Genomic DNA, 15,069 nt, shown 5'->3' on the forward strand with positions numbered 1-15,069 from the left:
TCACCATTGGGAGGAGAGGCATGATGGGTATCAAATCCGGATATCTGGCGCTGGCAGGCCTGTTGGCTGCGCCCAGTGCATGGGCTGTTGAGTATGACTTCAGCGGAGACATCGATGTACGGGCCTTCGGCCGTCTGCCGGCTGCGGGGAGTTATGAAAACGGTTTCGAGCAGCGGTTGCGGGTGCAGTCGGACATTCGCCTGCAGGATGGCGTGAGTGTTCACGCGGGTGTAAACCTCATCAACGACACCTGGCGCGGGGATCGCTCAGGGGATGTGGATGCGCTGCAGCAGAGTCAGCCGTTCACTCTGGGACGTGATCATCGCACGGTGACCCTGGACTATGGTTATGTCCAGATCCCTCTGGGGGACTGGAACCTGCGCGCCGGTCGCCAGATCGCCAACTGGAACTTCGGTATCACCGTGGCCGATGACCGTCGCGACCGGATCATGATCCTGGGTCCAGTGGCCGAGGGCGTGACCTTCCTGGCAGGGGGGGACCAGCGCCAGAAGGGGACTCTGGATGACCGCAAGGATGATGGTTATCTGCTGTTCGCCGGTTTCGTGGGTAATACGAACGACTGGTCATGGGGGGCACTGCTGGGGCATTACGTGGGTGATGACGAAAAAGACAATACCGGAGATTATGAAGGCGGACGATTCTATGCCCCGCGGGATGGCACGCTCGTCTCCCCTTGGGCGCAGGGCGAACTGGGTCCGGTCAAGGTGACTACAGGTGCCCATTATCTGGGCGGTGGTGACGCGGTCTACACCAACGATACCTTTGCCGGCTTCCTGCGGGGCGGGTTCGAACTGTCCGACAACTTCAATCTGGAGGCACAGTATTTCTTCAATATCGGCGGATCCCTGATTGAATCGGGCTTCGATACCTTCTCCAGTCTGATCCACAGCAGCCCACGCCACGATGCCTCCGCGACGTACGTCGAGGCATTGGACATGCGAGGGCTCGGCGAGGTATCACGGGAATTCAGCGCACTAGATGATCAGGACATCGACCGGCATCTGCTGGCCGTGCGCGGCACCTATAGCCCCCGTGACAACTGGCAACTGAAACTGGCCGCCGGGTCGGTGCGCTATGACGGCATGGCCCCCAATCTGGGACAGACGGGGGATGCCCCGGATCGGACCGAGGATGTGGTTTTCGGTGACATTCAGTTGCACTACGACGTGACACCGTCCACCAGCCTGTGGGCCACCTATGGCTATGCGGATACCGCAGACCTGATCGACGGGCGTGACAGCGTGGATGCAGTGAGCCTGAATCTCAGAACCCGTTTCTGAAGCACTGACCGGGTCGCCCCCGAGAGTTGGCGGGCGACCCGGTCCCGATGCTTGCAAGGAGTTGCCGATGTCCTCTCACATGCAAACCCTGGCTCGCCGGTATGCCGAGGCGGGTCTGCTCGACCATCTTCGCCGGGCGCTGATCACGCGTGGGCTCGATCCAGACCGCCTCTCCTGTGACGACATTGCCGCCATTGACCAGTTGCACGTGGGGGGGCGTGCTGCGAGTCGTGCCCTGGCAGCACGGGTCGGGCTCGAGGCGGGAATGCGGGTGCTCGACCTGGGTTGTGGCACCGGTGGCACCAGTCGCCTGCTGGCGGCGGAGTATGGCGTCAAGGTGGTGGGTGTGGATGTCACCGGCCCCTATCTGGAGGTGGCCTATTGGTTGAGCGAGGCCACCGGGCTCAAGGATTGCACCGGTTTCGTGCATGCGGATGCTCAGCACCTGCCTTTTCCCCCAGCCACCTTCGATGGGGTGTGGTCACAGCACACACTGTTGAATGTACCGGATACAGCCGCCGCCCTGAGCGAGGTACGTCGGGCGCTGGTTCCCGGTGGGCAGTTGTGGCTTCATGAGGTGGTGCAGGGACCATCCACCACTTCTCCCGTGTTCCCGGTGCCTTGGGCAGATGATCCGGCCCACAGTCACCTGTTATCCCTGGATGCACTCCAGAGTCTTTTGAGTGCGGCCGGTTTGCGCCCTGTGCATGTGGAAGATGTCAGTCAAGTGGCGTTGCAATGGCGGCGCAAGCACACCCGGCGCGAAGCGGGGCGCGAGGACAGTACCCCTGGAGAATCAGCGCCGCTATCCCCAGAGCTGATATTTGGTCAGAGATTCCTTGAAATGGGGCGCAACGTGATGCGTAATCTGGAGATGGAAAGGATTCGGGTGGTCATGGGCGCCTGGGTGAGAATGGACTGAACCGGAGCGCCTCACTCTCCCATGGCGCGCGCGACCCGGGATTGCATAGGGCGATCCAGTTGCCGATGGATCCAGTGGGCCGTATCCACTAGGGCACGCAGGTCCACGCCCGTCTCGACGCCCATACCATGGAGCATGTAGACCACCTCTTCGGTGGCCACGTTACCAGAGGCGCCCCGTGCATAGGGGCAGCCCCCCAGACCTCCTACGGAACAGTCCACCGTGCTGATGCCTAATTTCAGTACGGCGAATAGATTGGCTAGGGCTTGCCCGTAGGTATCGTGAAAATGAGCCGCCAGATCTGCCAGGGGCACCTGTTCTGCCACGGTTTCCACCATGCGCTGCGCCTTCAGGGGGGTGCCGGTGCCTACAGTGTCACCGAGTGAGATCTGGCAGCACCCCATATCGTACAGGCGCCTGGCCACACGGGCCACCGCCTCGGGGGCGATATCGCCCTCGTAAGGGCACCCCAGAGTGCAGGACAGATAACCTCTCACCAGAATCCCCTGCTCCTGGGCCTGAGCCAGGACCGGCTCGAAGCGCTCCAGGCTCTCGGCGATACTGCAATTGATGTTCTTGCGTGAGAAGGCTTCCGAGGCCGCTGCGAAGACTGCCACCTCACGGGCGCCGGCGGCTACGGCATTCTCGAAACCCTTGAGGTTGGGTGTGAGTACTGGGAAGCGGACGCCCGGCCGGTTGGGTAGCCCGGCCATGACCTGGGTGTGGTCCGCCATCTGGGGCACCCAGCGTGGCGAGACGAACGCCGTCGCCTCCACCTGACGCAGCCCAGCATCCACCAGGCGGCCAATGAGTTCCAACTTCACATTCGTGTCGATGTTGCCGGGCTCGTTCTGCAATCCGTCCCGGGGGCCCACCTCGACGATGTTGACGGCATGGGGCAGGGGCATGGCTCTCTCCTTCACTCGGCACTGGCTACGGGTTGTCCGAGGCGCTCACGTGCTTTCACCAGGATGCTGGGCTGCAGTTCAAGCACGGGTTCACCGGCTTGATTGATTGCGATCCACAAGACCTTGATCACCCCCCAGCCGGGACGTGACTCGGAGGCCTTGACCTCACGGATCTCCATGTCTAGCGTGATGCGATCGCCCGGGCGCACGGCCTTGATGAAGCGGATGCCTTCCACCGCGATGCCAATCTGGCCTTCGGCCATGCGCAGGTCTGAGCGGATGGCCATGGCCGTCATGACTGAGATGGTGTGCCAGCCACTGGCCACGAGGCCGCGAAAAAAAGTGTTGCGAGCGGCCATCGGATCCACATGGTGGGGCTGGGGGTCAAACTCCTCCCCGAAACGGATGATGTCCGCCTCGGTCATCTCCTGTGAGCCGGTGCTGAAACGCATCCCCGGTTGTAGATCTTCCAGGTAGTAGGTGCTCATTGTGCATCTCCGGGACGGATGGCCAGAAGCGGAGCCCCCTCGCTCACCTGGTCGCCCTCGTTGAAATGAATTGTGTCCACCACGCCGTCATTGAAGGCGCTCACCACGTATTCCATCTTCATGGCCTCCAGCACCATGAGGGCGTCGCCTTCGGAAACGTGGTCGCCCACCTTCACATGTACGGCCACCACCATACCCGGCATTGGGGCCACCAGACTGCCTTCCTTGACCTCGTCATCCATGCCGGCGGCCAGGGGATCGTGCAACATGAGCTCCCGGGTTTCGGAACTCATGGCCACGGTGAGTCGCTGTCCGTCCCGCAATACCCAGGCGTCTAGGTGCACGCCGTCCAGTTGCATGCGCAGCCGTCCGTCGGCATGAAGGTGTCCGCGGGCACGGTGACGATGACCGGCCCATTCAATCAGAAAGCCGTCATCCCGGTAATGAGCAATCACTTTGAGGTCAAGATCCTGAACAGTGTCCAGGAAGTGCAGGGTGCGGTGGCTGTCGCCGTTGAGCTGCCAGCCGGAGGTGCCATGCCAGGGGGAATGAGGATCCGCCGATGTGCGCGCCCGCTCCAGGTTCTCGCGATCCACCCGCAGCAACTCATGCAGCGTGGCCGCGGCCAGCAGGGCCGGGCTGATCTCCCGGGGTGCCGGTAGCAGGGCGCCCCGGTGCGTCTCGATGAAACCGGTGTCGATGCGCGCCGCCCGAAAATCTGGGTGAGCCGCCAGACGGGCGAGGAAATTCACGTTGGTGGTGGTGCCCACCACGATGAACTCACTCAGGGCGGTCTGCAGGCGGTTGAGGGCGGTTTCACGGTCCTGATCCCAGACCACCAGCTTGGCGATCATGGGATCGTAGTGCACGGAGATTTCATCCCCCTCCTGAACACCCGTGTCGATGCGCACGTGGGGTGATTCCTCGGGCGTGCGCAGGTGGCGGATCGCGCCAGTGGCGGGCAGGAACCCCCGGTCGGCATCCTCGGCATAGATGCGTGCCTCGAAGGCATGACCATTGAAGCTCAGACGCGACTGTTCGCAGGGCAGGGACTGGCCGGCGGCCACCTGCAGTTGCCAGGCCACCAGATCCTGACCCGTGATCATTTCCGTGACCGGGTGTTCCACCTGCAGCCGGGTGTTCATTTCCATGAAATAGAAGTCGCCCCGGCCATCCATGATGAATTCCACGGTGCCTGCGCCCACGTAACCGATGGCCCGGGCAGCAGCCACTGCGGTTTCCCCGAAATGCCGGCGACGCACCTCGTCCAGGCCCGGCGCCGGCGCCTCCTCGATCACCTTCTGATGGCGCCGTTGCACAGAGCAATCCCGTTCGAACAGGTGCACGACCTGACCGTGACAGTCCGCGAAGACCTGGACCTCCACATGGCGGGGTTGAAGCAGGTATTTCTCGATGAGCACGCGGGCGTCGCCAAAGGCCGCCGCCGCCTCCCGCTGAGCCCCCTTGAGGGCCTCGGCCAGCTCCTCGGGGCGGTCCACACGGCGCATGCCCTTGCCGCCGCCACCGGCGGAGGCCTTGATGAGCACCGGATAACCGATCTCTTCCGCCACGGCGGCCAGGTGCTGGAGCGACTGATCCTCGCCATGGTAGCCGGGTACCAGGGGAACGCCGGCCTCCGCCATGATGGCCTTGGCGGCGCTCTTGGAACCCATGGCCTCAATGGCCTCCGGGGGTGGGCCGATGAACACGATGCCGGCATCCCGGCAGGCTCGGGCGAATTCGGCGTTTTCCGAGAGGAAGCCGTAGCCCGGGTGAATGGCCTGGGCGCCGCTCTCCCGGGTCACCTCGATGATCCGCGCCTGGTTCAGGTAGCTTTCCCGTGCCGCGGCGGGGCCGATGGGCCAGGCTTCGTCACAGGCCTTCACGTGCATGGCCTGACTGTCCGGCTCGGAGTACACCGCAACGGTGCGGATCCCCAGTCGCCGGCAGGTCCGCTCGACCCGGCAGGCGATTTCCCCCCGGTTGGCGATCAGTATCTTGTCGAACATGCTCCAGTCCCTGTCAGGTGAATCGCATGGTGCCTCACACGGAGGCGATGAAAGGGGTCCACTCAAGCCGCACCGGGCATGGGCCAGACCGGCGAGCGCTTTTCAAGAAAGGCGCCCAGCCCTTCCTGGCCTTCCCGGCTGACGCGAATGTGGGCAATCTGGGCCGAGGTATCCTCAAGCAGCCCGGCATCAATGGATTGGCCTGCCACGTCCCGCACCAGCGCCTTGGCGGCGGTCATGGCTTGGGGGCCGTTCTGGGTCAGCTGCTCCAAAAGCTGCGTCAGCATCGTGTCCAGGTCTGCCTCGTCCAAGGCCACTTCATGCACTAGGCCGATCTGCCGGGCACGCTCCGCATCAAACAACTCCGCCGTGGTGAAGTAGCGCCGCGCATGACGCCCGCCCATGGCCGCGATCACATAGGGGGAAATGGTGGCCGGGATGAGGCCCAGACGAACCTCCGACAGGCAGAATCGGGCCCGGGGGGCTGCCAGGGCAACATCACAGGCCGCCACCAGGCCCACGCCACCTCCCATGGCGGCACCGTTGACCCGTGCCACGGTGGGCTTGTCGAGCCGATAGAGGGTGTCCATCAGTTGGCCCAGGGCCAGGGCATCGCGATGGTTTTCCTCTTCGCTGTAGTCGACCATGCGCTTCATCCAGTGGATGTCGGCCCCAGCGGAAAAGCTCTTGCCTGCCCCGGTGAGGACTACGGCCCTGACCGCTGGATCCTGCTCCAGCGTCACGAGGGTGCGGGTCAGTTCCCCAATCAGCGCATCGTCAAAGGCATTGTGACGATCTGGGCGGTTCAGGGTGATGGTGGCAACGCCGGCTTCGGCATGGACCAGCAACATATTGTTCGCCATGATCTTCCTCCAGGTCACATGCGGAAGAGCCCGAAGCGGGTCTCCTCGATGGGTGCGTTGAGGCTGGCGGAGATGCCCAGCGCCAGCACCATGCGGGTGTCTGCGGGATCAATGACGCCGTCGTCCCAGAGGCGTGCTGTGGCATAGTAGGGGTGACCCTGATGCTCGTACTGTGCACGTATGGGGGCCTTGAAGGCTTCCTCTTCCTCGCTGGACCAGGCCTTGCCCTGGCGTTCCAGGGTGTCTCGCCTCACCTGCGCCATCACGCCCGCCGCCTGCTCGCCGCCCATCACCGAGATGCGGGCATTGGGCCACATCCACAGGAAGCGCGGCGAATAGGCGCGTCCGCACATCCCGTAATTGCCTGCCCCGAAGCTGCCCCCGATGATGACGGTGAACTTGGGCACCCGGGCGCAGGCCACCGCCGTGACCATTTTGGCCCCATCCTTGGCGATGCCACCGGACTCGTACCTGCGACCCACCATGAAGCCCGTGATGTTCTGCAGAAAGACCATGGGAATGCCTCGCTGGCTGCACATCTCGATGAAATGGGCCCCCTTGAGGGCGGATTCGGAGAAGAGGACGCCGTTGTTGGCCACGATACCCACGGGGTAGCCATGAATGTGGGCAAAGCCGCACACCAGGGTGGTGCCGTACAAGGCCTTGAATTCATCCAGTTCGGAGCCGTCGACGATGCGCGCGATGACCTCGCGGACATCGAAGGGCTTGCGGGTGTCAGTGGGGATGATGCCGCCCATTTCCTCCGGGCTGTAGCGCGGCGGGCGCGAGGGTCGCAGATCCAGACTCACCTGCTTGTCGCCATTGAGGCGACTGACGCAGCGACGGGCCAGCCCCAGGGCATGGGCATCATTGAGGGCGTAATGGTCAGCCACCCCGGAGACCTTGGCATGTACATCGGCCCCCCCCAGTTCCTCGGCGGTGACCACCTCGCCGGTGGCCGCCTTCACCAGCGGCGGTCCGGCCAGGAAGATGGTGCCCTGTTCCTTGACGATGATGCTTTCCTCGGCCATGGCCGGCACATAGGCGCCACCTGCCGTGCAGGAGCCCATGACCACCGCGATCTGCGGAATGCCCTGGGACGACATGACCGCCTGATTGTAGAAGATGCGCCCAAAGTGATCCCGGTCCGGGAACACCTCGTCCTGATTGGGTAGGTTGGCGCCGCCGGAATCCACCAGGTAGATGCAGGGCAGGCGGTTCTGCTGGGCGATTTCCTGTGCCCGCAGGTGTTTCTTGACGGTGATGGGATAGTAGGTACCGCCCTTGACCGTTGCATCGTTGGCCACAATCATGCATTCGCGACCCGACACCCGGCCGATGCCGGCGATGACCCCCGCGGAGGGCACCTCGTCATCGTACAGCCCGCAGGCGGCCAGCTGGGAGATCTCCAGGAACGGGGAGCCAGGGTCCAGCAGTACCCGTATGCGTTCCCTGGGCAGCAATTTGCCCCGGGACAGATGGCGTTCACGGGCCCCTTCACTGCCGCCGGCGCTGACCTGTGCCACACGCTGGCGCAGATCCTCCACCAGGGTCGACATGGCCGACCGGTTGGCGCTGAACTCCTCGGATCTTGTGTTGATCTTGCTTTTGATGACGCTCATCGGTTTCCCTGCCCACCAGTTTGCTCATTGGGTGCCGGGCGCACTGGGACGGCCTCAGCGGGTTTCCTTGAACAGTTCCCGACCGATCAGCATGCGCCGGATCTCGGAGGTGCCGGCTCCGATTTCGTAGAGCTTGGCATCACGCAGTAGTCGACCGGTGGGGTATTCATTGATGTAGCCGTTGCCCCCCAGGCACTGGATGGCCTCGAGCGCCATGGCAGTGGCCTTCTCGGCGGTAAACAGGATGGCCCCGGCAGCATCCTTGCGCGTGGTCTGCCCCCGGTCGCAGGCGCGACCGACGCTATAAACATAGGCCCGGGAGGCATTCAGGCCCACATACATGTCCGCCAGCTTGCCCTGCATCAACTGGAATTCCCCGATGGCCTGATTGAACTGCTTGCGTTCATGTACATAGGGCAAGACCACGTCCAGGCAGGCGGCCATGATGCCCAGCGGGCCAGCAGCCAGCACCGCGCGCTCATAGTCCAGGCCGGACATGAGGACCTTCACGCCTTCACCCTCACGGCCCAGGATGTTCTCCGCCGGCACCTCGCAGTGATCGAAAATCAGCTCGCAGGTGTTCGAGCCGCGCATGCCCAGTTTGTCCAGCTTCTGGGCGGTGGAGAATCCGGGGGTACCCTTTTCGACCAGAAAGGCCGTGATGCCCTTGGGGCCGGCGTCGGGATCGGTCTTGGCATAGACCACATAGGTGCTGGCCTCGGGGCCGTTGGTGATCCACATCTTGTTGCCATTGAGTATGTAGCGATCGCCTTCCCGCCGCGCCCGCAGGCGCATGCCCACCACATCGGAGCCCGCGCCCGGTTCGGACATGGCCAGCGCGCCCACGTGCTCTCCGGTGATCAGCTTGGGCAGGTAGCGCTGTTTTTGTTCCTCGCTGCCGTTGATCTTGATCTGGTTGACGCAGAGGTTGGAGTGCGCGCCATAGGAGAGAGCCACCGACGCGGAGGCGCGGGAGATCTCTTCCATGGCGACCATGTGGGCCAGATAGCCCATGCCACTGCCGCCGTACTCCTCGCTGACGGTGATCCCCAGCAACCCCATCTCGCCCAGCTTGGGCCACAGATCCTGAGGAAACTCGTTGTTCTGGTCGATTTCAGCCGCTCGTGGTGCGATTTCGGCGGCGGCAAACTCCGCGACCGCATCACGCAGCATGTTGATTTCATCGCCCAGGTCGAAGTCGAGGGTAGGGTGGTGACTCATGGCGTGGTCCTTTAAGTGGTTTTCCAGAAGCGTATATTCAGTTCACGTAAACGTCAATAACGTTTTACGTTAACGTAAACGGCACTAAATGCCCGGGAGAGAGGCGCATGTCGGCAATGGGCCATCCTCCGTAATGGCCTCAGGAGCCCGTCTTGAGTCGGGTCTCGCTGCGATCAGGCCTGTCGGTGTCGCCGGGACGCCCGGGGTTGGTCGTCTCCGCTGTGCGGTCCTGTTTCTCCTTCTCCTGGGCCGAGAGTAATTGCTCGCAGTGAGCGTAGGAGTGCTCCAGTTCCTTGAGGGTCTCTTCCAGGTCCTCCCGTTGACGGAGGAGATGCTGGCGCTTTTCGTCCAGCACCTTCAGGTAATAGCGCAGTTGCCGGGACTCCCCGTGGGCATCGTCGTAGAGATCGAATGCCTCGCGCATCTCGCCCAGCGTGAATCCCAGTCGTTTGCCCCGCAGGATCAGCTTCAGGCGCGCACGATCCCGGCGGCGGTACAGGCGCTTGGTGCCCACGCGCAGGGGGGAGAGCAGGCCTTCATCCTCGTAGAAACGAATGGCGCGGGTGGTGATACCGAACTCCCGGGCCAGTTCACCGATCGTGAACGTGGTGCCATGGGCATCGGTTTCCTTGAAGGCGGGCTGGGGTTGAGTCATGTGTGAACCTCCGTCGGCTACTGCTGGCCACTCCGGGGGAGGGGGCTTGGGGGGGGGGGGTGCCGCAAACGTGAACGTCATTTCGGTGGATCCGGCAAGCGGGGTTTTCCGGGTTGCTTCCATTGTACGTGAAACCGGGAGCGGGTGAAGCACTGTATGCTGCATTGCAGCGATCTTTTTTATCGACCAGTCCGGTCACTCTCTGCCGCTGCCCGAGGTTTCCCGTTATGCACCGGGATGGTGCGCTGGGAAGCGGTTGTCAGCGGCCTGGTGAATAAGCCCGTACAGAATACAGCAAAAAAAGGTTGACGTAGACGTAAACGGTAACTAAATTGCCTATAACCTTATTACAGATAATCCCATAATCAGACCGGGATCAACCGGCGCCAAACCAAAGGCAGGAGGTCAGTCCTGATGTCAGGTCAGAGACTTAGTTATGTGTGCGGTGCGGGCACCGAGCCCTTGTGGGGCATCACTGTGGGTGAGCAACTCCATCATCTGGCCACGGTATGGCCCGAGGGGTTGGCTCTGGTGGACTGCCAGCAAGGAAGGCGCTGGACATGGTCTGAACTGGACCAACAGGTGGATGCGCTGGCCGCCGCCTATCTGGAGCTTGGTCTGGATCCGGGCGATCGGGTGGCCATCTGGATGATGAACCGGAGCGAGTGGGCGCTGGCCATGTTTGCCGCGGCCCGGGTCGGCATGATTTCCGTTAACGTTAACCCAGGTGCTCGCAAGGCGGAATTGCAGCGCTCCCTCCAGCGGGTGCAAGCACGCGCACTGATCATTCAGGACCAATTCAAGAGCAGCGATTACCTGAAGATGGTGAGCGAACTCTTTCCGGAGTTGGCCAGCGCGGGGGCAGGGGCGCTTCGTTGCGAGGCGGTACCGAGTCTTGAGCGGGTGATCCGGGTGGGATCGGCGTCCACGCCCGGGATGATCAACTTCTCCGAGTTGCTGTGTGCGCCCAATGCCGAAACCCTGGAGCGCGTGCGCTCCCTGAGCGCTCTGGTGGACTTCGATGCGCCGGCCAATATCCAGTTCAGCAATGCCATGGGCGGCGATCCGGCCGGCACGACGCTGACCCACCACAACATCATCAATAATGGTCTGACGGTGGGTCGAACGCTTCGCCTGAGCGAAGAGGATCGCGTGTGCATCCCGGTGCCGCTGTTTCACTGCTTTGGTCTGGTGATGGGCAACATGGCCTGCCTGACCCATGGCAGTGCCATGATCTATCCCGGGGAAGCCTTTGAGCCACTGGACACCCTGCAAGCGGTGCAGAAGGAAGGGTGTACCGCCTTGTATGGTGTGCCGGCCATGTTCAAGGCCATGCTGGACCACGAGGAGTTTGCCGGCTTTGATCTGTCCACGCTGCGCACCGGGATCATGGCGGGGGCCCCGTGTCCGCCGGACACCATGGACCAGGTGATGAACCGCATGCACATGACCGAAGTGACCATCGGTTATGGCATGACCGAATCATCGCCCATCTCCTTTATGAGCGATGTGGACGATGCAGTCGAGCACCGACTGTCCACCGTGGGCACTATTCGCCCGCATCAGGAAGCCAAGATCATCGACAGCGAGGGCCGCATCGTGCAGCTGGGCGATGTGGGCGAGTTGTGCGTGCGCGGCTACAACGTCATGCGGGGCTACTGGGGCGACCCCGATCTGACCGCTCGTGTCGTGGATGCGGCACGGTGGCTGCACACCGGCGATATGGCCCGGTTGGACGAGGCGGGCTATTGCCGGATTGTGGGTGGCGTCAAGGACGTGATCATTCGCGGTGGCGAGAACATCTATCCCCAGGAAATCGAGGATTATCTGCGTGGCCATCCGCGGGTTCGCGACGCGGTGGTGGTGGGCGTCCCGGACGAACGCCTGGGTGAGGTGGTCTGCGCCTGCGTGGAACTCCAGAGCGGTGAGGCAACGCTCACCGCGCAAATGCTGCAGGACTACTGCCGCGAGCAGATCGCCCATTTCAAGATCCCGCGCTACGTGCGGTTTTACGAATCCTTCCCCGGCAGCACCGGGCGAGCACTCAAATTCATGCTTCGTGACGAGAGCTTGACGGACCTGGGGCTTCGGGATCCTGGCGGGGGGCATTGAGCCGGCGCCGGTCCCGGCGCGAGGCAAGGCATTCAGGAACCACAAGAACAACAGGGCGCGCATCGCCTCCGGGCCGTGCGCGACGGCGGGGTGCGCGCCCGGCGTGCGTGACCCGACCTTGGGGACGGGAACAGCCACAACGGTGCGTTGGCCCGGCACGGGAAAACCACAGCAGGTACTCGGAGGAACGAGGCATGACGAAAACGCAGGAAATCGTCGGCCAGCAGACCGTACTGGAATGCGAGGAGGTGTGCCGTTGGTTCGGTGGCCTTCAGGCGCTCAAGGGCATCACCCTGACGGTGAAGGAGGGTGAGATCTTTGGCCTGGTGGGGCCGAATGGCTCGGGCAAGACAACGCTCGTTAATGCCATCACTGGCTTCTATCCGCCCCAGCAGGGTGCGATTCGCTTTCTTGGCGAGCCCATCAACGGTTTGCGGCCTCATCGAATTGCCCAGAAGGGCATTGCCCGCACATTTCAGAACGTGGCCCTGTTCAAGGGGCTGAGTGTACTGGACAACATCCTGCTGGGACGGCACATCTTCATGCGTCCCAGCTCCCTGGCTTCACTGTTCTACTGGTGGTGGGCGCAGAAGGAGGAGGTCTCGCACCGGGTCAAGGTGGAGGAGGTCATCGACCTGCTGCAGCTGGAGAGTGTGCGCGACCAGCCGGTGGATGTGATTCCCCTCGGGATGCAAAAGCGTGTGGAACTGGCCCGGGCGCTGTGTGCCGAACCCCGCTTCCTGGTCCTGGACGAGCCCATGGCTGGGATGAACCAGGAAGAAAAGGAATACATGGTGCGCTTCATCCTGGATGCCCGCGATGCCATGGGCGTCACCATGCTTCTCATCGAGCACCACATGGACGTGGTCACCGCCATTTGCAACCGGGCTGTGGTGCTCAATAACGGGGAGAAGATCGCCGAAGGCCCCACTCGCGAGGCCATCAATGATCCTGCCGTGGTCGCGGCCTACATCGGGAAGACTCAAGATGCAGCCTGAAAGACAATATCGCGAAGATCCGCCTGAGGATGCCCTGCACCCTGACTGGCGGGAAGATGATCACCTGATCCAGTTACTGGTTCACAATGCCCGGGAGCACAGTGACGAGGTCGCCCTGCGTGAACGTCATCGGGGCATCTGGCACGAGTACACCTGGCAGAACTATCTGGATCATGTCATGAGCCTGGCCGCTGGGCTTGAAGCCCGTGGCGTGCGCGCCGGCGACCGCATCCTGGTGGTGGGTGATAACCGACCCGCCCTCTACTTCGGCATGCTGGCCGCCGTGTGCCTCAAGGCCATTCCCTCGCCGGCCTACCCGGACACCAATCCTGCGGAACTCCAGGGTCAGATGGAGGCGGAGGCCATCCGCTGCGCCTTGGTGGAGGACCAAGAGCAGGTGGACAAGCTGTTGTCCGTCCGCGAGAACGGCTATGACCGTCTGCAACTGATCGTCTTTGATGACGAGCGAGGTCTGAAGGGAGAAGAGCCCAAGGGGGCGGTGAGTACCCTGGATCTGATGGCTCAGGGTCAGCAGGAGAGGGAAAAACGTCCGGGTCTGGACGCGGACTTGCAAAGCCGCGTGTCGGTGCATGACATTGCCGTGCTGCTGCACTCGTCAGGTACCACGGGGGCGCCGAAGGGCGTGCCGCTCAAGCATGGGCATATCCTCTCGGGGGTGCGCAGCGCTTCGACAGCGGGGTATTTCCGCAAGGGTGAAGTGCACATGGCCTATCTGCCCATGGCCTGGGTGGGGGACTTCATTTTCACCGTGGGGGCTGCGCTGGCACTGCGCTTTTGCGTCAATATTCCCGAGAAGCAGGAAACCGCCCTTCACGACCTGCGGGAGATCGCTCCGACGCTGTACTTCAGCTCTCCTCGGGCTTGGTCCAACATGCTCACCCGAATCCAGGTGGGCATCAATGAGTCCTCGCCGTTCAAGCGGCGTCTTTACCATCACTTCATGCCCTTTGCGGTGGAACTGGAGCGGCGTCGCCTGGAAGGCAAGGTGCCCAGTGCCCTGGAGCGCTTCTGGCGTGGCGTGGGGGAAGTACTCATCTACGGACCCATCAAGGATCACCTGGGCCTGAGCCGAGTGGAGCGTCCCTACACGGCAGGGGAGGCCATTGGTGAGGATGTGTTCCTGTTCTTCCGTGCTCTGGGTCTGAATCTGCTTCAGTTCTACGGCCAGACGGAGAACTGCGCCCTGTGCGTGGCCCAGCCGCCGGACTCCATCAGTCTGCACACCGCCGGCAAGCCGTTCCCCGGCGTGGATCTCAAGATCAACAAGGATGGCGAGATCCTGGTGCGCGCCAACAACATCTTCGACGGCTACTTCAACAACCCCGATGCCACCCAGGAGACTCTCCAGGATGGCTGGATGCATACCGGCGATGCTGGCTATCTGGAGGAAGATGGTCAACTCGTGGTGCTGGGACGGGTCTCCGAGGTGGTCTACACCGAGGCGGGTGACCGGTTCATTCCTACCTACGTGGAAAATCGCCTCAAGTTCAGCCAGTACATCAAGGATGCCTGCATCCTGGGTAGAGAAAGGGCATTCCTGGCGGCCTTGATCGTCATTGACATGGAGGCTGTGGGGCACTGGGCCGAGGAGCATGGCGTCGCCTACACCTCGTTTTCCGATTTGTCCCAGAAAGCGGAAGTGTATGACCTGATCAATGGCGAGGTGGTTCATGTCAACACTGTTTTACCGGAAGGTCTGCAGATAAGGCGCTTTGTCAATCTGCACAAGGAGTTCGACCCTGATGACGGCGAGGTCACTCGCACCCGCAAGCTCAAGCGCAAGGTTATCGACCAACACTACTCACCGATCATCGATGCCCTTTATGACGGTCGACGGGCTATCGAATACGAAGCTCGGATCAGTTACGAAACCGGCGCATCGGGGATGCTCAAGCGCCACCTGACGGTCCATGACGTCATCCCGGCTCGTGTTGCAGAGGAGGCTTAAG

Annotated in this window: 12 protein-coding genes; 5 read left to right on the forward strand and 7 right to left on the reverse strand. The window is 62.4% G+C overall.

The window, feature by feature from the left end:
• The first annotated feature begins 20 nt into the window (after positions 1 to 20).
• Both BMY52_RS01495 and BMY52_RS01500 read left to right on the forward strand, forming a co-directional pair.
• Positions 21 to 1,301: a hypothetical protein gene (locus BMY52_RS01495; RefSeq protein ID WP_090249933.1), complete on the forward strand. Its 1,281-nt coding sequence runs from the start codon at positions 21 to 23 to the stop codon at positions 1,299 to 1,301.
• A 67-nt stretch (positions 1,302 to 1,368) separates the two neighbouring features.
• Positions 1,369 to 2,223: a class I SAM-dependent methyltransferase gene (locus tag BMY52_RS01500; protein ID WP_245740491.1), complete on the forward strand. Its 855-nt coding sequence runs from the start codon at positions 1,369 to 1,371 to the stop codon at positions 2,221 to 2,223.
• Between the two features lie 11 nt (positions 2,224 to 2,234).
• On the opposite strand, the gene BMY52_RS01505 is transcribed toward BMY52_RS01500, so the two are convergent.
• The 7 genes from BMY52_RS01505 to BMY52_RS01535 form a co-directional block, all read right to left on the reverse strand.
• On the reverse strand, positions 2,235 to 3,131 hold the full coding sequence (locus BMY52_RS01505) for a hydroxymethylglutaryl-CoA lyase (RefSeq protein ID WP_090249938.1): 897 nt from the start codon (positions 3,129 to 3,131) through the stop codon (positions 2,235 to 2,237).
• 11 nt (positions 3,132 to 3,142) lie between these two features.
• On the reverse strand, positions 3,143 to 3,619 hold the full coding sequence (locus tag BMY52_RS01510; RefSeq protein ID WP_090249940.1) for a MaoC family dehydratase: 477 nt from the start codon (positions 3,617 to 3,619) through the stop codon (positions 3,143 to 3,145).
• The gene (locus tag BMY52_RS01515; RefSeq protein ID WP_090249941.1) at positions 3,616 to 5,628 is read right to left on the reverse strand and encodes an acetyl/propionyl/methylcrotonyl-CoA carboxylase subunit alpha; all 2,013 of its coding nucleotides are present in this window, start codon (positions 5,626 to 5,628) and stop codon (positions 3,616 to 3,618) included. The genes BMY52_RS01510 and BMY52_RS01515 overlap by 4 nt, the downstream gene beginning before the upstream one ends.
• Before the next feature lie 62 nt (positions 5,629 to 5,690).
• On the reverse strand, positions 5,691 to 6,491 hold the full coding sequence (locus BMY52_RS01520; protein WP_090249944.1) for an enoyl-CoA hydratase/isomerase family protein: 801 nt from the start codon (positions 6,489 to 6,491) through the stop codon (positions 5,691 to 5,693).
• A 14-nt stretch (positions 6,492 to 6,505) separates the two neighbouring features.
• Positions 6,506 to 8,113 (reverse strand): carboxyl transferase domain-containing protein, encoded by a 1,608-nt coding sequence (locus BMY52_RS01525; RefSeq protein WP_090249947.1) that lies wholly within the window; start codon positions 8,111 to 8,113, stop codon positions 6,506 to 6,508.
• Between the two features lie 54 nt (positions 8,114 to 8,167).
• Positions 8,168 to 9,334, reverse strand: a complete 1,167-nt coding sequence (locus BMY52_RS01530; RefSeq protein ID WP_090249949.1) for an isovaleryl-CoA dehydrogenase — start codon at positions 9,332 to 9,334, stop codon at positions 8,168 to 8,170.
• 139 nt (positions 9,335 to 9,473) lie between these two features.
• On the reverse strand, positions 9,474 to 9,989 hold the full coding sequence (locus BMY52_RS01535; protein WP_090249952.1) for a MerR family transcriptional regulator: 516 nt from the start codon (positions 9,987 to 9,989) through the stop codon (positions 9,474 to 9,476).
• Positions 9,990 to 10,403: 414 nt separating this feature from the next.
• Here BMY52_RS01535 and BMY52_RS01540 point away from each other — a divergent pair, with 414 nt between their 5' ends.
• The 3 genes from BMY52_RS01540 to BMY52_RS01550 all read left to right on the forward strand — a co-directional run bounded on the left by BMY52_RS01540 (position 10,404) and on the right by BMY52_RS01550 (position 15,068).
• Positions 10,404 to 12,101, forward strand: a complete 1,698-nt coding sequence (locus BMY52_RS01540; RefSeq protein WP_090249954.1) for an AMP-binding protein — start codon at positions 10,404 to 10,406, stop codon at positions 12,099 to 12,101.
• A 194-nt stretch (positions 12,102 to 12,295) separates the two neighbouring features.
• Positions 12,296 to 13,099, forward strand: a complete 804-nt coding sequence (locus BMY52_RS01545) for an ABC transporter ATP-binding protein (protein WP_090249957.1) — start codon at positions 12,296 to 12,298, stop codon at positions 13,097 to 13,099.
• Entirely contained in the window at positions 13,089 to 15,068 is a 1,980-nt protein-coding gene (locus BMY52_RS01550) for an AMP-dependent synthetase/ligase (RefSeq protein ID WP_090249959.1), read from the forward strand. Before BMY52_RS01545 ends, BMY52_RS01550 begins: the two co-directional genes overlap by 11 nt.
• The last annotated feature ends 1 nt before the right edge of the window (position 15,069 follow it).

Origin of the sequence: Ectothiorhodospira marina (assembly GCF_900109495.1) — a bacterium.
GTDB classification, from domain to species: domain Bacteria; phylum Pseudomonadota; class Gammaproteobacteria; order Ectothiorhodospirales; family Ectothiorhodospiraceae; genus Ectothiorhodospira; species Ectothiorhodospira marina.

Bases quoted from the DNA above. Each gene is read 5' to 3' on its own strand.
- BMY52_RS01495 (WP_090249933.1), top strand. From the start codon at position 21: ATGATGGGTATCAAATCCGGATATCTGGCGCTGGCAGGCCTGTTGGCT.
- BMY52_RS01500 (WP_245740491.1), top strand. From the start codon at position 1,369: ATGTCCTCTCACATGCAAACCCTGGCTCGCCGGTATGCCGAGGCGGGT.
- BMY52_RS01505 (WP_090249938.1), bottom strand. From the start codon at position 3,131: ATGCCCCTGCCCCATGCCGTCAACATCGTCGAGGTGGGCCCCCGGGAC.
- BMY52_RS01510 (WP_090249940.1), bottom strand. From the start codon at position 3,619: ATGAGCACCTACTACCTGGAAGATCTACAACCGGGGATGCGTTTCAGC.
- BMY52_RS01515 (WP_090249941.1), bottom strand. From the start codon at position 5,628: ATGTTCGACAAGATACTGATCGCCAACCGGGGGGAAATCGCCTGCCGG.
- BMY52_RS01520 (WP_090249944.1), bottom strand. From the start codon at position 6,491: ATGGCGAACAATATGTTGCTGGTCCATGCCGAAGCCGGCGTTGCCACC.
- BMY52_RS01525 (WP_090249947.1), bottom strand. From the start codon at position 8,113: ATGAGCGTCATCAAAAGCAAGATCAACACAAGATCCGAGGAGTTCAGC.
- BMY52_RS01530 (WP_090249949.1), bottom strand. From the start codon at position 9,334: ATGAGTCACCACCCTACCCTCGACTTCGACCTGGGCGATGAAATCAAC.
- BMY52_RS01535 (WP_090249952.1), bottom strand. From the start codon at position 9,989: ATGACTCAACCCCAGCCCGCCTTCAAGGAAACCGATGCCCATGGCACC.
- BMY52_RS01540 (WP_090249954.1), top strand. From the start codon at position 10,404: ATGTCAGGTCAGAGACTTAGTTATGTGTGCGGTGCGGGCACCGAGCCC.
- BMY52_RS01545 (WP_090249957.1), top strand. From the start codon at position 12,296: ATGACGAAAACGCAGGAAATCGTCGGCCAGCAGACCGTACTGGAATGC.
- BMY52_RS01550 (WP_090249959.1), top strand. From the start codon at position 13,089: ATGCAGCCTGAAAGACAATATCGCGAAGATCCGCCTGAGGATGCCCTG.